The organism is Pseudomonas versuta (assembly GCF_001294575.1).
Lineage (GTDB): Bacteria > Pseudomonadota > Gammaproteobacteria > Pseudomonadales > Pseudomonadaceae > Aquipseudomonas > Aquipseudomonas versuta.
Window position 1 is genome coordinate 1,261,436 of sequence record NZ_CP012676.1, and the last position, 20,604, is coordinate 1,282,039.

Annotated in this window: 12 protein-coding genes and 2 pseudogenes; 4 read left to right on the forward strand and 10 right to left on the reverse strand. The window is 60.2% G+C overall.

What is annotated here, in order from left to right:
- Positions 1-35 precede the first annotated feature (35 nt).
- The 4 genes and pseudogenes from AOC04_RS05730 (at position 36) to AOC04_RS05750 (ending at position 7,171) form a co-directional block, all read left to right on the forward strand.
- Positions 36-1,193, forward strand: a complete 1,158-nt coding sequence (locus AOC04_RS05730) for a sensor histidine kinase (RefSeq protein WP_157883474.1) — start codon at positions 36-38, stop codon at positions 1,191-1,193.
- Positions 1,194-1,792: 599 nt separating this feature from the next.
- Positions 1,793-4,510, forward strand: a complete 2,718-nt coding sequence (locus AOC04_RS05735) for a type VI secretion system Vgr family protein (protein WP_060691552.1) — start codon at positions 1,793-1,795, stop codon at positions 4,508-4,510.
- Positions 4,507-6,318 (forward strand): annotated as a pseudogene (locus tag AOC04_RS05745) (phospholipase D-like domain-containing protein). Before AOC04_RS05735 ends, AOC04_RS05745 begins: the two are co-directional and overlap by 4 nt.
- Positions 6,318-7,171 (forward strand): annotated as a pseudogene (locus AOC04_RS05750) (DUF6396 domain-containing protein). The pseudogenes AOC04_RS05745 and AOC04_RS05750 overlap by 1 nt, the downstream one beginning before the upstream one ends.
- Before the next feature lie 256 nt (positions 7,172-7,427).
- On the opposite strand, the gene AOC04_RS05755 reads toward AOC04_RS05750, so the two are convergent.
- The 10 genes from AOC04_RS05755 to treZ all read right to left on the reverse strand — a co-directional run bounded on the left by AOC04_RS05755 (position 7,428) and on the right by treZ (position 20,604).
- Entirely contained in the window at positions 7,428-8,228 is an 801-nt protein-coding gene (locus tag AOC04_RS05755; RefSeq protein WP_060691554.1) for an endonuclease/exonuclease/phosphatase family protein, read from the reverse strand.
- A gap of 60 nt (positions 8,229-8,288) precedes the next feature.
- Complete coding sequence (locus tag AOC04_RS05760) at positions 8,289-8,990, reverse strand: glycosyltransferase family 2 protein (RefSeq protein WP_060691555.1); 702 nt, start codon at positions 8,988-8,990, stop codon at positions 8,289-8,291.
- The gene (locus AOC04_RS05765) at positions 8,987-9,586 is read right to left on the reverse strand and encodes an SAM-dependent methyltransferase (RefSeq protein WP_060691556.1); all 600 of its coding nucleotides are present in this window, start codon (positions 9,584-9,586) and stop codon (positions 8,987-8,989) included. Before AOC04_RS05765 ends, AOC04_RS05760 begins: the two co-directional genes overlap by 4 nt.
- Before the next feature lie 3 nt (positions 9,587-9,589).
- Positions 9,590-10,354, reverse strand: a complete 765-nt coding sequence (locus AOC04_RS05770; RefSeq protein ID WP_060691557.1) for a PIG-L deacetylase family protein — start codon at positions 10,352-10,354, stop codon at positions 9,590-9,592.
- Complete coding sequence (locus AOC04_RS05775; protein WP_060691558.1) at positions 10,351-11,352, reverse strand: acyl-CoA dehydrogenase family protein; 1,002 nt, start codon at positions 11,350-11,352, stop codon at positions 10,351-10,353. Before AOC04_RS05775 ends, AOC04_RS05770 begins: the two co-directional genes overlap by 4 nt.
- A gap of 2 nt (positions 11,353-11,354) precedes the next feature.
- Positions 11,355-13,517 carry a glycogen debranching protein GlgX gene (glgX, locus tag AOC04_RS05780; RefSeq protein WP_060691559.1) on the reverse strand — a complete coding sequence of 721 codons (2,163 nt, stop codon included), beginning with the start codon at positions 13,515-13,517 and terminating at the stop codon, positions 11,355-11,357.
- Between the two features lie 167 nt (positions 13,518-13,684).
- The gene (locus tag AOC04_RS05785; RefSeq protein ID WP_060691560.1) at positions 13,685-13,936 is read right to left on the reverse strand and encodes a DUF2934 domain-containing protein; all 252 of its coding nucleotides are present in this window, start codon (positions 13,934-13,936) and stop codon (positions 13,685-13,687) included.
- Positions 13,937-13,952: 16 nt separating this feature from the next.
- Positions 13,953-16,721 (reverse strand): malto-oligosyltrehalose synthase, encoded by a 2,769-nt coding sequence (locus AOC04_RS05790; protein ID WP_060691561.1) that lies wholly within the window; start codon positions 16,719-16,721, stop codon positions 13,953-13,955.
- Complete coding sequence (gene malQ, locus AOC04_RS05795) at positions 16,718-18,799, reverse strand: 4-alpha-glucanotransferase (RefSeq protein WP_060691562.1); 2,082 nt, start codon at positions 18,797-18,799, stop codon at positions 16,718-16,720. The genes AOC04_RS05790 and malQ overlap by 4 nt, the downstream gene beginning before the upstream one ends.
- On the reverse strand, positions 18,796-20,604 hold the full coding sequence (gene treZ, locus AOC04_RS05800; RefSeq protein ID WP_060691563.1) for a malto-oligosyltrehalose trehalohydrolase: 1,809 nt from the start codon (positions 20,602-20,604) through the stop codon (positions 18,796-18,798). The genes malQ and treZ overlap by 4 nt, the downstream gene beginning before the upstream one ends.

Here is a 20,604-nt window from a genome sequence, read left to right on the forward strand (position 1 = left end):
GTGTACAGATATTGTCGACCTACACGGGGCACGGAGTGGACTATATCGGCAGCTACATCATGGAAGAGGAGGCCCTGTATTTCTCTGAACGATATGAAAAGGATCCGCTGACCCCGTTGCCCAAAACTGCTTTTTTTACCGGAGTCATTGGCAAGCAATCATTACCTGAAAATGTGCGTTTGCTTCTAGAGTCACCCCCTACGCGGGTAGTCGGCACGGTGCAGATATTTGAAGATACACCCGAGGCGCCTTTCGCTGTTTATCTGCAGATGCAACCACTGGATGATGGCAAAGTGCTTTATCTGTTTGAAACCCTGCGTGACGAGGACAGGGAAGAGGTTCCCCGCCTCTCCGAAGAGTACTTCGAGAAAAAAATCCGCGGGCTAATCGCCGTTGGTCTGTCAGTACCTCTCACTGCGTTGCTGGTGATCGTTGGCCTGGTATGGCTGATAATCAATCCGCTGCACCGTTTGACCCGCTGGTCGACCGCCCAGGGCAATCCTGGGGCAAACCCAGGCCTGCGGCCCAATTTCAGTTACAGGGAGCTCAATATTCTTGCCTCCTCGCTTGCGGACAGTGTGCAGCGGGTCAAAGCCGCGAGCCTTCGAGAGGAGCGTTTGCTCAGGTACAGTAGCCACGAACTGCGCACGCCTTTGGCCATTGCCAAAGCAAACCTGCAACTGCTGGCATTAAACGGTGAGCTCTCTCCACCGTTGCAACGCCTGCAGCGATCGGTGCAAAACATGCAGAACATCACCGAAACCCTGCTATGGATGAGCAAGGAACATTCTGCCGCTCCGGCCAGAGAAACTGTTGATATACGCTTGATGCTGGGGGAGTTGATGGAAGATCACGAGTACCTGGCTGGCTCCCGAAATCTCAAACTGATGATCACTGCCCAGGAAACCCTGTATTTATTGCCAGCCCAGGCTTGCCGCATTATTTTCGGCAACCTGTTGCGCAATGTGCTGCAATACGCTGATGAAGGTTATATAGAAATTGTGTGTACGCCACAGCAACTGAGCGTGATAAATCGCGTAGGGGTTTTACGGTCCGGGGATGACTCCGCAGATTTCGGCTATGGCCTTGGCCTGGAACTGGTTCAACAATTGTGTGAGAGGCTGGGATGGCAAGTTCACCTGCACGAGGAGGGGCACTGCTTTACCGCTGTCATAATATTCGCCCCCTATTAGCGGGAGATTTATTTGCATCATCCCGGGTGCCGGCCTACTCAGGTTTTCGACTATTGTTGATTCTGCCTTGGCCACTTCTCTTCATATAAGTACGCCGCTCCTGCAAGAGCTGAGCCGTGAGAGTCATGCGTGTGCCTGGCAATCTTCAAATCCCTTGGATGAGCTTCGTGTAGACCTGTGCTCAAAGACCCGTTAGTTACTTGAGTGATCATGGGGTATCACTGGTTAGCGTTATTCATCAAGTAGAAATTAGATGAGTCGCTGAAAATTTCGGAAGTTTCCTACATACAAATTCTTGTTAATAAAGATTCGGGATGTTTAGTGGTCTCTTATTATTTATTGTTTGTTTTTGGTGATCTGTACTGATTAGAATCGCCCCCGAAATTTTCAATCATGCGATACACCTGTCCTTAGCTTTACCCGCAATTGCCTGATTGGTAATGGGCTTTTCTGTGTCCGATGCCGCGGGCCGTAAAACGGTTTGCAACGCAGCTGCGCCAGGCGCACGTCAATATCAAGTTTGATGCTATAGCCTGTGCGAACTCGCATTGGCTATTGAAGGGATGTCATTAGTGATCCGTGGCCAAGGAGGCCTGAACATGTCTACTCAACTGCGCACTTTTTTTGACCACAGCCGCCATAAACTGTGGGTACGTAATGTTACTTCGCTGCTCGACGTTCTCGCCTTCGAGGGCCGCGAAGGCCTGAGCCAGGTGTTCAACTACCGGATTGAATTCACTTGCACCGACACTGATATCGCGGCCGAGTCCATGCTCGGCAAAGACGCCAGTTTCAGCCTCTACGCCCCCCTTAAACCGCTGCCTTATCGGGGTTTTGTCCGGCCCGAGATCAAGCCCTTGCGGGCATTGAACGGGGTGATCAGCAGCTTCAGGCGCCTGTCCGGTTCACGCGACGAAGGCCGCTACGAAATCACCCTCGAACCCCGCCTGGCGCTGCTCGGTCGCGGCCGGCAGTTCCGGATCTACCAGCACCAGACGGTGCCGGAAATTGTCGAAAGCATCCTGCGCAGCCGTCACGACTTTCGCGGCCAGGATTTTTTCTTCAACCTGCTATGGGAATACCCCAAGCGCCTGCAAGTGATGCAGTACGGCGAAAGCGACCTGGCCTTCATCACGCGGCTGCTGGCCGAGGTCGGCATCTGGTACCGCTTCACCCGCGATGAGCGCCTGAACATCGACGTAGTGGAATTTCACGATCACCAGCGCTTCTACCAGTTCGGCGTCGAGGTCGACTACCTGCCGCCCTCGGGCATGAGCAGCAGCGGCCACGACAGCGTCTGGGCCCTGCAATCGAGCCACCAGGTGGTGGAACGCCACGTCAACATCCGCGCCTATGACCCGCGCAACGTCCACGCCCATCTCGACGGCGAACTCGACCAGACCCGTGGCGCCAGCGGCACCTACGGCGAGGCCTACCACTACGCCGAGCCCTACACCGAAATGGGCGACCGCTACGCCTATGACGACGACCTGCCAACCGAAAGCGGCTACTTCTACGCGCGCATTCGCCACGAACGCTACCTCAACAGCCGCACCGGCCTCAGCGGGGTCAGCAGCAGCGCGACCCTGGCCCCCGGCCAGGTACTGACCGTCAACGGCGGCCCGCCCCAGGCCTTCCTGCCGCGCATAGTCATCACCCGAGTCACCACCCGGGCCGCCCGCGACCGCAGCTTCGAAGTCAACTTTGAAGCCATGCCGTACTCGCAAACGGTGTGCTTTCGCCCGCCCCTTGAGACCAAACCCCAGATCGCCGGCACCGTTGCGGCGCGGGTCACCAGCCCGCAGCCACACGACCCCTACGCCCACATCGACCTTGAAGGGCGCTACAAGGTCAACTTCCTGTTCGACCGCGACAGCTGGCAGCCGGGTGCAGAAAGCCTGTGGCTGCGCCTGGCCCGACCCTACGCCGGTGACACCCACGGCCTGCACCTGCCGCTGATCCCCGGCACCGAAGTGGCGGTGGCCTTCGAACAGGGCGACCCCGACCGGCCGTACATCGCCTGCGCGTTGCACGACAACGAGCACCCGGACCATGTGACGCTGGGTAAACGCGACTACACGCGCAACGTGCTGCGCACGCCAGCCAACAACAAGCTGCGCATGGAAGACCGGCGCGGGCAGGAGCACATCAAGCTCAGTACCGAGCACAGCGGCAAGAGCCAACTCAACCTTGGGCACCTGGTCGATGCGCAGAAGCAAAAACGCGGCGAAGGCTTTGAACTGCGCACCGATGGCCGGGGGGCGATTCGGGGTGGCAGCGGCATCTTTATCAGTGCCGACGCGCAGCCCAAAGCCCAGGGCCAGATGCTGGAAATGGATGCCGCCGTGAGCCGCTTGCAGCAGGCCGGCGAACAACTGCAAAAACTCTCCAGCGATGCCGTGGCCAGCCACACCGACCCCGCAGACCTGCAGGCCCAACTGGACCTGCTGAAACAGGATCTACAACAGCTCAAGTCATCGGTGCTGCTGCTCAGCGTCCCCCAAGGCATCGCCCTCACCAGCGGCAAACACCTGCAACTGGCCGCGCAAAACAACCTGATGATCAACGCCGGTGCCGGCGCCGACATCAGCGTGGTCAAGCGCCTGTTTATGGGGGTGGGGCAGGGCCTGAGCCTGTTCGTGCGCAAGCTGGGGATCAAGCTGATCGCCAATCAGGGGCCGGTGAGCATCCAGGCGCAGAACGACAAACTGCAACTGCTGGCGCGCCATGGGCTGGAGATCACCAGCACCGAAGATGAAATCCGCATCACGGCAAAAAAGAAAATCACCCTCAATGCCGGTGGCAGCTACATCACCCTCGACCAGAACCGCATCGAATCGGGCACGGCAGGCGACTACAACATCAAGTCGGCGCACTTCGAGTACAGCGGGCCGGCCAGCCTGACGGCCTCGCATCCGGAATATCCGCAGAGTCAGACCACACAAGCATTACGCCTCAGCGTGCCGCAATCGGCCAATGACTCTCGCCAAAACTGGGCCGGCATGCCCTACACACTCTACGCCGACGGTGCACGGCTCAAGCAGGGTGTGTTGGACAACAGCGGACATCTGCTGGTTGACCATCAGGTCGTAACCCGCAATTACCGGCTGGCCCTGAGCAACGGCGTGAGTTTCCAAATCCCGGTGCCCACCGATTACCGCAACCGCGAGCAAGCACTCCTGGCCAATAGCGGGATGCACAACCACCGCTCGCAGGCCGACACCGAGGTGAGCCAACCCTCATCCCACACGGATCACCGTGACCTCTACGCGGCACAGATGGATAGCTTTAACGACTCTCAAGGAAGAACCCCATGAACGATCCCGACATAGTGGTGCCGGTCGCACTCCAGCACACCAATGAAGCTGTCTGCAGTGCGCCCTGGTACGTGCAGAACACCGAATACCCCCCGGCAAAGGCCACCTATCAACCGCTGATCAACGGTGAGGAAGCCTTCAGGGCGGTGCACCTGGCTATCGCCAGCGCGACTACAACCATCGACATCATCTGCTGGGGGGTTCAGCCGTCGATGTATTTCATTCGCGATGGCAGTGCCCCGTGCATTGGCGAACTGCTGATGAGCAAAGCCCAGGAAGGGGTCAGGGTACGGCTACTGGGCTGGGAGATGCCGTTCAACTCGGCGGGCGTTGCGGGCGAGGCCAACTTGCCCGGCAAGGGCACGATCCGGATCAAGGACCGGGCGTTGCAAAGCGCTACAGAGGATCAGTACGCCTATGACCATCAGTGGTTTGCCGACTGCGCGGTCCCGGACAGCAAGGCCGCTGGGCGTGGTGCCGATGGCATGCCGGTGTTTGTCAGTCGCGGCTTCAGTTGGGACGAACGGGCCTAAATTGCCCATCAGGTGAAATACAGTGGCCTTGACCCGCAGATCAGCAGGCAGATGCGCAATACGCTGAGGTTTTCCGCGACCCACCATCAAAAGAGCGTTCTGGTTGATTACGGGCGGGTGGATAGTGCCGTTGGCTTTGTCATGGGCCACAACATGCTGGGCGAGTACTGGGACACAGATCGGCATTCGGCGCTGAACCGTTCCGGGAACCACAAGCCGGCTCCGAACCTGGGCCCCCGTGGTGCTCAGCCCCGCCAGGATATTTCCGGCCAGGTCAGCGGGCCGATTCTGGAGCACCTGCACCACAATTTCGCCACAGCCTGGCGCAAGGAAACCGGTGAGGACCTGCTGGCTTTACGCCAGGCCAAACTGGTCGGGCCACAGCTGCAATGCACCCCCGGCGCGACCCGCCAGATCGCCCAGATTGTGCGTACCCAGCCGCAAGACGGCAAACGCGACATCGAAAGGATTTACCTGAAAGCGGTTAACAACGCGACGCAGTTCATCTACATCGAAAACCAGTACTTTCGCTGGCCGCCGTTGGCCGAGGCGATCAAGAAGGCCGCGCTGGAACAGACCGGCAATGGCCGCGATCCGGGCCTGCATGGCGCCTTGCACCTGTTCGTGGTCACCAACGCCACCACCGATGGCGTGGGCGCGGGCACCCTCAACACCCAGCGCATGCTGGAAAGCCTGGGGCGTGCCGAAACCATTCCCGAAGTGACCAAGTTACTGCTCATCAAACAGGCACAAAAAGATGCTCCGCCGCGTCCACAACCCGACTCGCGTGACCAGGCGGGGCAGAGGGAGCTGGCGCAATGGCAGACCGATCGCGATCAGGAAGCAAAAAAAATCGTGGACAGCACGCTGGTCTTGCAACCGATTCCCGGCCTCAAAGTCCACGTCTGCTCGCTGGTCGCACCCGATTCACCGGCGGGTAAACCCTGGATGCCGGTGTACATCCATTCCAAGCTGATGATCGTCAATGACGTGTTCACCACCCACGGCTCGGCCAACATCAACACCCGCAGCATGCAGGTGGACAGTGAGCTGAATATTGCCCATGAGTGGGTGAGTGTGACCCGGGCGTTGCGGCGCAGATTGTGGAATCTGCATACCAATGGAATGGGGGCGCAGGATGATCCGGCGAAGGCGTTCAAGGCTTGGGAGGAGATCATCAAAAATAACAAAGATTCTCAATCAAGAAATTTGATGCCGACTGCTCCTCTTGTCGAGTTTTATTACGGTGAGAAGACCCTGAAGGACCTTGACTGATGCATCGATTCCTATTGCTGACAAGTCTGCTGCTGGCCGCCTGTGACAGCCGCAGTGAATTTACTTATATGAAGAAGGACCCTCATGTGAAATCGCTCAGCGAGATCAAGGCCAATCTGGCGTTCACCTGCGTACACGAAAAAATACCTGCGGCCACAGCCGAGTCTGAAGTTCTGTTTCAGTACGCGCGCTGGTTACAGAGAAACAACCAGCTAAAACAGGACCAAAGCGTCAATGCCGAGATCGAGCGGTTGTACCGGATTGCTGCCGAGAACGGCCATTACAAGGCCAATATCAACCTGCAGAACGGCACCATGCGTGGTCATTTCAAACTGCGGGGCGATGAGCATTTGCGCCTGAGCCAGCAACTGATCGATGCGGGTGTGGCGACGGGTTATTACTTTATTGGCATCTTCCTGAAGAACGGTTCTGCCGGGTTGCAGCAGGACCCGGAAATGTCATTGCGTTATTTCGCAAGGCAGCCGACCAGGGCAGTGCCCTAGCCCAGCCTGACAGCAGGCTGCACTACCTAGGGCAACAGGAAGACGTTGAACGCGCTGAACGCTATAAAACCATCTGGCGAATACTTGCCAATTACTCCTACGCCGATCCAAAAGTCCCTGAGATCAACGAAATCCTCCCTTTGCCACCGGCCAAGCTTCCTGCCTGGGACGCCAAGCTGCAATGGCTGGAAGCCCGGCTGGCCAATGTGCCGCCGAAAAAGCCCGGCGAAGCGCTTATCCAGCAGTTGGCCAAGGCCATGTTGCTAGAGCCAGCGACCGGCAGAGCCACGGCTGTTTCTTCCGCTCTTTTCAAAGCCAGCTACCCGCACCGACCTGTGCCAGCGGCTTAGCCCTCGTACCTCCAGGCCCTGAGGTTCTTCAGATAAACCGTGCACTGAGGATTACGGTCGCTGCGCGACCGGACGTAGCCTTCGGCAACTGCTACGAAAAGCGGAGTTGTAGTCGCTGACGAGGAACGAGGCTGCGATAAGGGCCGCAGGGCCTTCAGTTGCGGGGCCTGCTGCGCAGTCCATCGCAGCCTCGTGCCTCGTCAGCGACTACAGGTGGGCGGCAACGAGCGTGATGGTCACCCTTCGGCAACTGCTGCTACAAATGCACTTCAACCGCCAACGGCAGGTGATCCGATAAATGGGTCCACGGCTTGTTACCCAGGATGGTCGGGTTATGGCTGGTGGCATTGCGCAGGTAGATCCGGTCCAGTCGTAGCAGCGGCCAACGCGCGGGGTAGGTTCTGGCCAGCTTGCCGTGGTGGCGCTCAAAGACTTCGTGCAGATCGTCGCGCTGGGAAAGCATGGCATTGCCTTGCAATTTCCAGTCATTGAAGTCGCCGGCAATGATCACCGGATCGCCAGGCGGCAAGGACTTGAGCAATTGATTAAGCAGCACGATCTGCAACTGTCTGTGGCTTTCGAGCAGGCTCAAATGGACGCATATGGCATGCACGTTCTCGTGCCCCGGGACCTCCAGCACGCAGTGCAGCAGGCCACGCCGTTCAGGGCCGGTGATGGAGACATCGAGGTTGCGGTACGACTTGATCGGGTACTTGGACAACACCGCGTTGCCGTGATGACCGTCGGGGTATACCGCATTGCGCCCGTAGGCGTAGTCGGTCCACATGCTGTCTGCAAGGAACTCGTATTGCGATACCTGCGGCCAGGCGTCGTAGCGCGATGCGTGCTTCTCATGTTCGCCCTGTACTTCTTGCAAAAACACCAGGTCGGCCGAGGTGCTGCGTACGGCTTCGCGCAGCTCGGGCAGGATGAAACGACGATTCAAAGCTGTGAACCCCTTGTGCATGTTGACCGTGAGCACCTTCATTCGGTGTACATCGGGCACGGCGACCGGCGCTGGCGAGTCTATGTTGTTGCCGACAATATCAAGGGTCATGGTCTCTCCTGGTTGTCAGGGTCTGACTCGGTGCGAGCCTGGCCGTTCAACACAGGCTATTTATAGCGCACCGGGTCGAGAGTCCGGTTGATGTTGATCAGGCCCAGGCCCGGCCAGCAGTGACTTCAAGTAATCACCGAAGCCCCCTTTGGCGCGACAGTCCAGCCGGGCACTGGTGGTCACCCTGGGCCGATGGCTCCAGGCGATGGAGGCGCCACAGGCCTGGAACTGCTTCACCAGATGCACATCTTCATGGCATGCCAGCGGCTGAAAACCACCGGCCTGGCGATAAGCCCGGGCGCTGAAACCCAGGTTGGCGCCATGAATGTGCCGATGCCCGTCCTGGCCCTGATAGGCCGCCAGGTAACGAGCCTGGGCGGGCGTATCGATCAGGGTGCCCCAGTCCTCGATCCGCACCGTACCGCACACGGCATCGGCATTGAGCGCCAGTTGCGCCACCAGCCAGTCATCGGCTACCAGGCTGTCTGCGTCGGTGCAGGAGATCCAGCGCGCCCCCTGGTCGAGCAACCACTGCGCACCGGTGCCCCGGGCGATGCCGACATTGCGGGCCTTGATTGGCAGCACCTTGATGTCGTAGTTGGCGGCTATGTCTGCAGAATCATCGCTGCAACTGTCGAGTACCAGCGTCACCATGACGGCCTCACCGTTGAGCCCGGGGTGCCGGGCTGCCGCAAGTGCGGCTTGCAGGCATTGTGCGAGCAGGTCTTGCTCGTTGTGAGCAGGGATCAGAATGCCGATCATCGCAGGCCCTCCTGGCTTGCCACTGACATAGGGTCGCGGCCCCAGACTTCAAGTACAAAATCATCTTCCAGGTGCTGCGCGAGCCGGCTCAGCCCCAGGCGGGCATGCAACAGGGCATGCACTTGATCCCCGGTCAGTGCGCAGCCCTCGATGGCCGGGCGCCAGTGACAGGCCAGGACCTGACCCTGTTCTGCAAGGCTGTCCACGACCCGCTCAATCATGCGCTGCAACTCGTTGGCATCCAGGTAGTAGCCCAGTTCACTGAGTACGATCAGGTCAAAGCTGCCACTGGCCCAGTCCGCCGGTAACCGGCTCTGACGCACTTCAACGTTCGGGCAATGGTTCAGGCGTTGCTGTGCCAGTTCGACCGCCCTGGCGGCCGCGTCGCAGCACAACAGGCGGTCAGTGCGCAGGGCCAGGCCGGCACTCAACTCGCCATTGGCACAGCCCAATTCATAGATCGACCCATAATGCTGACGCGGTAAGCTGGCCAGGGTCAGTGCGCGTTTGCGCTGTTCGTACCAGCGCTCGCGAAAAGCCCACGGGTCCGGGTTTTGCTCATACAGCTGATCAAAAAAAGCAGTGGAGACACTCATGTTTCACTCCTGCACAAAGACTATTTCATAGGGGCGCAGCAGGCGCTCGAGTGCCAGGGCGGGCAAAATCGGGCCTGACCCGGTACTCGGGTCTTCCTGCAACTGACTGGTAAACGCACTGGCCGCATAACGTTTACGGGCCATGGCGCTGGGGCTGAGGTTGATTTTGTGCGCACGGGCCCAGGGCACCCGTGCATCGTCATCGCGGGCCCAGTGCCAGGTCCAGATCGGCAGTTCATGCAAGGTGGCACCCACGGCTCTGGCGGCCGTGCTACTGGCGCGGCCGACCGCATCATGATCGCTGTGGCCATCCTCGCGCCACGTTGCAAACACCACATCGCCTGGGCGTAACTGCTGCTCGATAAACATTGCCACCGCGGCTTCGTGGGTGGCGACCTGACTGTCCTCAAACCCTGCGCGCAGCCATTGCCACTCCGGTAGCGCGAGCCCCAGGCGGCGCAGCGCTTCTTCGGACTCCTGAACCCGTAACGCGCCCAGCTGCTGCGCAGGCCATCGAGTTGACCCCGGGTGGCTGGCAGTGCCGTCGGTGACCGAGATCAGCAGCAATGAACGCCCGGACGCGCCGATCATTTGCAGCAAGCCGCCGCTGCCCAATATTTCGTCATCCGGGTGTGGGGCAATAATCACGGCGCGGGCGCCTTCGGGCACAAGGTCCGAAAGCTGTATTTCCGGGAGCATGGCCAAGCGTTGAGAGTCGCTCCAGTGATCCAGCGATGTGCCGGCCCCTACGATCAGATTGGTTTTCATAGCGGCCACCTAGTGTCAGGTTGCAGCGCCGCCAGTTTGCCCAGCACTTGCAGATCGCGTTCGGCATGGCTCTGGCGCAGGTACACCGGCAGGTCGGCGCTGAGCTGTGCAAAGTGCGGATTCTTGCAATAAGGGCCCGCGCCAAGAGCACGGCCGACATGCTGAATCACCTGTTCGGCGCACGCTTCAATGTGCGCCCGGGCCTGGCGTGCCAGCCGTTGCGCATCGTCCCCGGGTGTTGCGTCCACCTGCTGCGCGCAGTCACGCAACACGCAGGTGGCGCTGTACAGTGCGGCATTAACGGCCCCCAGATGGGCCAGCGCATGGGGCTCTTCGCGCTGGCTGCAGTGGTGTTGCAGGTAACTGGCCAGCCGGCTGGCTGCACCGTGCCAGCAGGCGGCGATGCCGATGGCGCCGTGCCAGAAACCGGGGCGTTGCAAGTAGTCGCCGGGGCCTCCGACACAGGTGGCGGGCGCTTGTTCAAAGGTCACCTCAACGCTGGCGGTGGCGCGCATGCCTACCGCTTCCCAGCCGTGCGATGCGACGCTGATCTGTGGCTGGTGCATGTCCACCGCCACCAGTTGCACCGCGCCTTGCTCATCCCGTGCGGTGAGCAAGCCATAACTGACCACCGCCGCGCCCGAACACCAGGCCTTGCGGCCGCTGAGGATGGCCTGGCCATCGGTCATATGCACATCGACCCGCGCATCCGGCGGTTCTGCGGCCCACAATCCCCAGGTGCTGCCTGGCGCAGGCCGGGCGGCGCCCAGTTCGTGGAGGGTGGCCAGGGCATCGGTATGGCCTTCATAAAGCTTGCACAGGCCCAAATCATGGGCGGCGACCAACCCCAGTCGCTGCCAGCGCTCCAGAGTCTGGCCGCTGCCCGGCATCGGCAGTTGATCGAGGCCGGCCTGCACCATGTGCCGCAGGCAATCGCCCAGCGCCTGAGGGGTATCCAGGCGCGGCGCGTTGATGTCAAAAAATGCGTGCAGATCCATGTTCAGGCACCTTGTTCACGCATCAGCTCGAACAGCGCCATCGAGCGTCCATTGACGCAGTAGGTGCTATTGAAAGCGAGGGCATCCTGGCCCTTGATATCCGGGTCGAAGGTGTCGAGTTTACAAATCCAGCCCGTACCCTCGGGGACTTCTGGCAGGGTGAAGTCGATCCCGTCGTGGTGTGCGTTGACGGCAATCAACAGCGTGGCGTCGGCCCCGGCCCGTTGTACCCCCGAGACCCGTGCCCGGCCGTCCAGCAGCATGCCCAGGCTGCGGCCATTGGCGTCTTCCCACTGCTCGATACTCATTTCATTGCCATCGGGGGCAAGCCAGGTCACGTCCTTGACCCCAAGCTCTTCGTTGTAATGACCGACCAGAAACAGGTTGCGGCGCAGGATCGGGTAGCTCATGCGCAGTTTGATCAGGCGCTTGACGAACTTGAGCAGCGACTTGCCGTCTTCGTCCAGGTCCCAGTTGACCCAGCCAATCTCGCTGTCCTGGCAATAGGCGTTGTTATTGCCGTGCTGGGTACGGGCGAATTCGTCACCGGCCACGATCATCGGCGTGCCCTGAGCCAGCAGCAGGGTGGCAAAGAAATTGCGCATCTGGCGCAGGCGAAGGGTGTTGATTTCAGGATCGTCGGTAGGGCCTTCGGCGCCATGGTTCCAGGACAGGTTGTTGTTGCTGCCGTCCTGGTTGTTCTCGTCGTTGGCCTCGTTGTGCTTGTCGTTGTAGGACACCAGATCGTGCAGGGTAAAACCGTCGTGGGCGGTTATGAAGTTGACCGAGGCATAGGGCCTGCGTCCACGCTGGTCATACAGCTCGCCGGACGCGGTCATGCGCGCGGCGAAGTCGGCTAGCTGGCCTTCGTCGCCTTTCCAGAAGGCGCGCACGGTATCGCGAAACCGGTCGTTCCACTCTGCCCAGCCGGGCGGGAAACCGCCCACTTGATAACCTCCGGGGCCGCAGTCCCAAGGCTCGGCAATCATCTTCACCTGGCGCAGCAATGGGTCCTGACGGCAAGCCACCAGAAAGCTGTGCCGCTCGCTGAAGCCTTCGTGATAACGCCCCAGAATGGTCGCCAGATCGAAGCGGAAACCGTCCACGTGCATTTCCTGGGCCCAGTACCGCAAGGAGTCGGTGACCATCTGCAGCACGCAAGGGTGGCTCAGGTCCAGGGTATTGCCGGTGCCGGAATCGTTGATGTAGTAGCGATTGTCATCGGGCATCAGCCGGTAGTAGGAGGCGTTGTCGATCCCGCGCATCGATAAGGTGGGGCCCTGCTCATTGCCCTCGGCGGTGTGGTTGTAGACCACGTCCAGAATCACTTCCAGCCCGGCCTCGTGCAGGTGGGCGACCATCTCCTTGAACTCGGCAATTTTGCCGCTGGCGAGGTAGCGCGGGTCGGGGGCAAAAAACGCAATGCTGTTGTAGCCCCAGTAGTTGGTCATGCCTTTTTGCAGCAAGTGCTGATCGTTGACGAAGGCGTGTACCGGCAGCAGTTCGACGCTGGTGACCCCCAGCTTGCGGATGTGCTCGATAACTTCGTCCACCATCAGCCCGGCAAAGGTGCCGCGTACCTCATCAGGCACCGCCGGATGACGCATGCTGATCCCGCGCACGTGGGTTTCGTAGAAAATCGTACGGTCCCATGGCACTTGCACCCGATGGTCGTGGCCCCAGGTGTGGGCGGGGTCGATGACTTTGCATTTGGGTACAAAGGGCGCGCTGTCACGTTCGTCGAAACTCAGGTCGGCGTCGGGATGGCCAATGGTGTAGCCAAACAACGCTTCTGACCATTTCAGCTCGCCCACCAGTTGCTTGGCATAGGGGTCGATCAGGAGTTTGTTGTGGTTGAAGCGATGGCCATTTTGCGGGTCGTACGGGCCATATACCCGGTAACCGTAGATTTGCCCCGGGTGCGCATCGGGCAAGTAGCCGTGGTAGGTCTCGTCGGTGTATTCGGGCAGTTCAATGCGTTCAAGTTCGACTTCGCCGGTGGGGTCGAACAGGCACAGTTCGACTTTGGTGGCGTTGGCCGAAAACAATGCAAAGTTGACACCCAGTCCGTCCCAGGTCGCGCCGAGCGGAAAGGGCAGGCCTTCACGAATACGCGAGTGTTCGACATCCGGTGTAACAGGGGGGGCTGACTTGCGCTTGGTCATGACGGCTCCTGGTGGTGGGTGAAAGCATGAATGTGAATTTAGAAAAGTGACCGGTTTCGCCGACGGTGTTTTTTGCGGGCAACACGTGCCCGTCAGGCATTACCGGCCCGTTAAAAACAACATCAGCGATTAAGTGCGCAGTTGCGTCTGCGCACTCGGCGTCAGGGTTAAGGCGTCGCCGGCTTGCGTGGAGCCCGGGTTTTTTTCGCTGCAGGCTCCTTCGGTGGCGCTTTTGGGGCCGCGCTGGCCCCCGGTTTGGCCCGGGCCTTGCGGGGTTCGGCCTGGGTCGGGGCGAGCGCTTCGGCCTGAGCCAGTTTGTGCGCCATATCCCAATGCCGGGTTTCCTGACCTTCGGGTTTTCCTTCGGATTCCCATATTTGGTAGGCAAATTCACGGATGCGTTTTTCGTTGGTACTCATCGCAAAGCTCCTGAACTCAAGTGTTGATCATGAGGGTGACGGGGAAGGTGTCGAGAGCATCGCTGACCCGTAGCGTCTTACTTTTAATGACTACGGGTATTTCAAAAAGTCCCTTAAATTTGCAGCCGAATCGGTCAGACGGTAATTCGATGCAGGTATCTGCCCAAACTGAGGCTGAATTAAAGGTGGGTGTCTGTTGTTGAATGTCATGGGCGCACAGGCGGGGCACCACGATCACGGCTGTCTGGTCCTGCCATTGGCGGGCAAAAGCCAGTATTTGGCCGGCCCGCGGGCCGTTCACCGCAAGCGGGATGTAACTGCCGTGGCTGAACAATTGGGGATGCTGGGCGCGCAGATTCAGGGTGCGTGCAATCAACGCCTGTTTGATCGCGCCGCTGCGCCAGTCCTGCAGCAGCATCTGTTCGTCGGGGCAGGTATCGAGCAGTTGCCGGCGCTGTTGGAAATCCACCGCCCGCCGGTTGTCCGGGTCCACCAGGCTCAGGTCCCAGAGATCGGTGCCCTGATAGATATCGGGGACTCCGGGAGTTGTCAGTTTCAACAGGCATTGCGCCAGCCCGTTGACGGCTCCGGCACTGGCGATAGCTTCGCAAGCCCGGAAAAGCTCCATTCGCAATGTCAGGCCGGCCGGTTGCAGCAACAGCCTCTCAATAAAGGTTTTGACGGCGAGTTCATAAGGCTCATTGGGTGCGTCCCATTGGCTCTGGAGCTTGGCTTCGCGCAAGGCCTTGAGCTGCCATTGCCAGAGCCTGTCGTTGTACTGCTGCAAGCCGTGCCCGTCTTCAGGGCTCAGATCCAGTGGCCAGCTGCTGAGGATGACTTGATACAGGATCAACTCATCGCCGGGCGTGGGGCTTGCGGCGTCGGTCTTCAGAGCCTGCGCCAGCGGTAGCCAGCGCTCGACGCATTGCACATACCAGGTGCTGCGCTCACTGAGCACGGCAAGGCGTGCACGGCTGTCTTCGCCGCGCTTGTGATCATGGGTGGCGGTGGCCAGCAGGTTATGGGGGAAGTGTTTTAAGCGCTGGGCACAGGCGCGGTGAAAATCCTCGCTCGGGGCGCTGAAACGCTCAACACTGAAGCCCACATCGTTGCGCGACAACAACCGCCCATAGCGATAGAACGCAGTGTCTTCCACGGCTTTGGCGGCCGCGGGCGAGGTCAGTTGCTGAAAGCGCGCGCAGGCATGTTTGAGGCGTCTGCGCGTGCGTCCCGGCGGCAAGTTGCGCCAGGGATTACCGCCCAGCCACTGCTGTAAACAGTCCAGTACCGGCCAGTCCGCTTCACTCAGGTCTTCGCGGGCGCCGGCCAGCGCTTGCTGAAAGAAAACCTCATCGGCGGCACCGCGTCCGTCTGCACTGATGTAGGTGCGGTACACCGGAAAATGTATCACCAGGGCTTCCAGAGCCCGGCGTATGGCGCCCAGGGTCAAGTCGCGGCTCATGATGTCGTCGCGGGCGACGTCCAGCAATGCATGGGCCACGCTTGAGAAATCACCGGCCAGCGAACCTTTGAGGATCTGTTGGCGTGCCAGCAGCGCTTCGGGCTGGAAGTCGGCCGGCCTCTGGCTCAGGGTCGACCATAATTGAGCAAGGGGCTGCTCACCCTCGGGCTGATGCTGGAGCAATGACACCTGATCCATGAATTCATAACCGGTGGTGCCGTCTACACACCAGTCGTCAGGCAGTTGTTCGTCCATGGCGAGGATTTTTTCCACATGGATCGATACATGCTGGCCAGGTCTGAGACTGTCGACCCGGCGTCGTAATTTTCGGCAATACGCCCTGGGGTAGGCGAGGCCGTCAATGTGATCGATGCGCACGCCGTCTACCAGCCCTTCGGCAATCAGCTGGAAAATTTTGCTGTGGGTGGCTTCAAACACCGTCGAGCGCTCAACGCGCACACCTGCGAGTTCGTTGACATCAAAGAAGCGCCGCCAGTTGATGTCATCGGCGGCAGTACGCCAACTGGCGAGTCGGTAAGCCTGACGTTCGAGCAACTGGTGCAGGCGGGCAAAGCCTTGGGCATGGCGTGAATCGAAACGCGACAACAATTGCCCGATAGCCTCAGTGCAGTCCGCAGACTGGCTTAAGCCGGCCAGCTCCTGTTGCAGCGCCAGGGCCTGCTCCCGGGGGGAGTCACTGTCTTTGAGTGCGCCAAAGCGCTCTGCCAGTGCCTGCAATTGCGGCTGCGGGCTGTTGTCCAGCAGGCTGGGGTAATGCAGCGGGCAAATCGGGAAATGATGAGCGCCATACTCTGCGTGAAAAGCCCCCGTGCCGGGATTGAAACGCAACCGGATACTGCCTTCCTGCAGGCTTGCTCCATAGTCATTGCCCAGAAAGGGCAGCAATAACAGGCCATTGAGCAACGGGTCGGTGGAGTTCCACTGGATATCAAAATATTCGGCGTAGGGGCTGGCCCGGCCCCAGGCCAGCAGGTCAAGCCACCAGGCATTGTCGCTGCCGCCGACGGCCATATGATTGGGCACGATATCGAGAATCAGCCCCATGCCGTGGGCCCGCAACTCTGCCACCAGCCGGCGCAACGCCGGTTCACCGCCCAGTGCGGGGCTGACGTGGGTCGGGTCCACCACGTCGTAGCCATGCATCGAGCCTTCACGGGCGGTGAGCAACGGCGAGGCGTAAATATGGCTGATGCCCAGGCGAGCGAGGCAGGGCACCTGCAGTCGTGCATCGTCCAGGGTGAAACCGGCATGCAATTGCAAGCGCTGGGTTGCCCGAAGGGAGAGTGCAGTAGCCCCGTTCATTGATCGCGCTCCTGAGCTTGCAGCCGGGCGCAGGCAAGTAATTCCAGGCGTCGGGATACGTCCGGTGAATCAAGCAGGGTTTCGCCATCGGCGCCAAGGCGTCGGCACCAGTTGGGGTGGGTGCTCACGGTTCCAGGCAAATTGGCCTGCTCTTGCAGGCCCAGCGCATCCTCGATGGGCAGCAGCACCAGCGGAGCGCGGGTATGCCCGAGGAAGCGGGCGCTGGCGTCGAGTACCTGATCGGCGCCGGTGGATTCATCGATGAAGTTTTGCGGGTCCTGACCCAGGGCGTTGCGCAGGCCATCACGTTCCTGCTGGCGGTTTTCCCGCCAGTGCGCCTCAGTCACCTGATCCACCATGCCCAGCCGGGCATTCCAGTCGATATCGCGTTCCAGCCACCAGCCATTGAGCGTCGGTAAATCATGGGTGCTGGTGGTGGCCAGGGCGTTATCCGGCCAGTCCAGAATGGGCCTGAAACGTGCCCCGTAATCTTGTTCGAACAACAACACGCGCATGCCGAGGATTGAGCGTTCACTCAGTTTTTCGCGCAGTCCGTCGGGAACGGTGCCCAGGTCTTCACCCATGACGATGGCCTGGTGGCGTACGGATTCGAGCGCCAGCAGGCGCAGCATGTCTTCGACCGGGTAATACAAGTACGCCCCTTCATGGGCCGGAGCGCCCAAAGGGATGACCCACAGGCGTTGCAGGCCCATCACGTGGTCAATACGCAAGCCGCCGGCGTAAGCAAAATTGGCCCGCAGCATTTCAATAAAGGCGCGGAAACCGTTGCGTTTGAGGCCGTCAGGCGAAAAGGCCGAGATGCCCCAGCCCTGGCCCTGGCGATTGAGCAGGTCCGGTGGCGCACCGACGGTGAGCTGCGCCAGCAATTCATCCTGGCGGCACCAGGCCTGGCTTCCGCCGCCATCGGCGCCCACTGCCAGATCGGCGATCAGGCCAACGGCCATACCGCTGTCGCGGGCCGCTTTCTGTGCCTGTGCCAGACACCGGGCAATCAGCCATTGGCAAAAGGCGTAGTAGCCGATCTCGTGGGCATGTTCTTCGGCAAATATCAGCAGCGCCGGGCTGTCGGGGTCGCGCCATTGCTCGGGCCAGAGCCGCCAGTCGATGCTTTGATGTTCGGCGACATGCAGGGCTTGCAACGCTTCGAACCGGCAGTGGTTTTCAAGTGCTTCACCACCGCTGTCGCGAAACTGATTGAAGTCCTCGCTCAGCGGTTGCTCACCCAGCAGAAAGTCTTCGTAGAGCTGGCGCAGCAGCGTTTGTTTGGCCACCGTTGCCGCAGGCCAGTCAATCAGTGGCAGTTGTTCCAGGCGGTGCAGCTCGGGCCCCAGACCGCAGGTCTCAATCGCCCGTTGCACGGCCACCTCCCCCAAAATGCTGGCTGGGGCGGCGTACAGGCTGTTGAGAAACAGCCGGCTGGACGGTGAGTAGGGGCTATAGCGATACGGGTCGCAGCTGAACATGGCATGCATCGGGCTGATAGCAAGGGCGTCGGCGCCACGCTCACCCGTGACCTTGGCAAATATTTCCAGGGCCTGTGTGTCGCCAAAGCCGCCATCACCCTGGCGTCTGAGCGAATACAGTTGTGCACTCAAACCCCAGGCCCGGGGCGTCGCGTTGTCGACGGCGTCCGCCATGCTGTAGCACTGCGCGGGGGCGACGGCGAGGGTGAAGTGTTGATCATCAACTTGCGCCCGGTGATAACCGACCGGAATCATGCCTGGAAGCCAGGCGTCGGCGTCCAGTTGAACGTCCAGGGTGCCGCCGGTTTCCAGGTGGATGACACAGTGGCTATGGGGGTTGAAGTAGCGGGTCAGGTCCAGCCCTCTGCCCACATCGGCGGTCAGCAGGGGTGGCAGGCGTTTGTTTTGCTGTTCCAGTTGCAAATTGAGCAAGCTGGTTTCTATCGCTTCGGCCGTGTCGGCAGGCAATCCGAGCCCGGCCAGCACCGCTTCGAGTACGTGGGGCGAGACATGCTGAGGTGTACCGTTGGCATCGACCCAGTCCACTGCCAGGCCTGCACGGCTGGCCAGTATTTCAAGTTGCGCTTCACTCATGGGCGCTCTCCGGCGGGGGACGATTGATGGGGGGCACGAACCAGACTGACCAGCGCGCTATAAGGCGCCAGCAGATGCCGGTCGCGCAGTTGCGTGGCCACGTCGGGCTGGCTTTGAAACAGGAGTTCGGTGTCTGGCGCAGCCGTATGGCTCACCGGGCGGGGGCTCAAATTCAGGGCAATGTGCAGCACGCTGTTATCGCCCATGAGCCAGCGGGCGGCCACGGCACCCGCTGCCAGTGTATGGGCCCCCAGTGACTGGGCATCGGCCAGGCGTGGAATGATCGATTGGTGGCGTATGCGCAGTAATTGTTGATAGAGCGCGAGCATGTTGTTTCGCTGCCCGTCATCGGCCCTGGCCAGTGAGGGACGGGCGTGCTCAAAGGTAGACCGGACATTGGGGTCGGGAATTCCCGGCCCCGGGTTTTGCGAGTTGAAGCTGCTGAAATCGGCGAACTCCTTGCGCCGGCCCTCAGTGACGGCCTGCGCCAGTTCGCCGGTGTAGTCGGTGAAAAACAGAAAGGGCTCGGGCGCTGCACTTTCTTCGCCCATGAACAGCAACGGAATCATCGGTGATAGCAGCAGCAGGGCAGTCGCGGCGCGCAAGGCCTGGGGCGGGCAAAGTTCATGCAGGCGATCGCCAAGGGCGCGATTGCCGACCTGATCGTGATTTTGCAAAAACAGGACGAAGGCAGTGGGAGGCAAATGGCTGCTGGGTTCACCCCGTGCGTTTCCGTGGCGGTCGTTCTGGCCTTGAAAGATAAATCCCTCACTCAAGCAGCGGGCCAGCTTTTGGGTGGTGTCTTCGACAAACTCGGCGTAATAGGCGTCCGTCTCTGCCGTCAGCAGTACATGCAGAACGTTGTGGCCGTCATCATTCCATTGCGCGTTGTAGTCGTTTTCCAGCAGGAACGCCTGATTGGCCTCATTCTCCAGGGTCAACCAGACCTGGCGTGCCGGCTCTACATGCTGGCGCACCTGGTGTGCCAGTTCATGCATAAAACCCGGGTGATTGATTGCATGCACCGCATCCAGGCGCAGCCCGTCGAAGCGATACTCAAGCAACCACATCAGTGCGTTGCCAATGAAGAACTCACGTACCTCACGGCGTTCGTAGTTGATCCCTGCACCCCAGGGCGTATGGGTCTGTTCGTTGAAAAACGGGTTGGCATAGGTGGGCAAGTAATTGCCTTGTGGCCCGAAATGGTTGTAGACCACGTCCACAATCACCATCAGGCCCAGGCCGTGGGCCTGGTCAATCAACTGCTTGAGTTCTGCAGGTGAGCCGTAGGTGTCATGGGGCGCGTAAAGCAGGGCGCCGTCATACCCCCAATTGCGTTCGCCGCTGAATTGCGCCAGCGGCATCAGTTCTATGGCGGTGATGCCCATTTGCGCCAGACGCGGCAATTGTTTAGCCACTTCGCCATAGCCGCCCAGCACCCCGACATGCAGCTCATAGATCACCGCCTCATGCCAGGGCCGGCCTTGCCATTGATTGTTTTGCCATGGGTAATCGTCGGGGTCGACGACCACGCTGTAACCGTCGAGCCCGCCGTCCTGTGCGCGAGACGCCGGGTCCGGCACCTCAAACTCGCCATTGATGCAGTAGCGATAACGAGTGCCCTTCGGGCAGGGGGCATCCAGTAAAAACCAGCCTTCAGGGCGGGGCAGCATCTGCAGCGAGCGGCCATCCTTCAGTTCAACGCTGACCGAATGCGCGTCCGGTGCCCAGAGCGTGAAGCGCGTGTGGTGCGCGTCCAGCAACTGGGCGCCATGGGGCCAGGTTTTCAATGTCTGTGAAGGCAT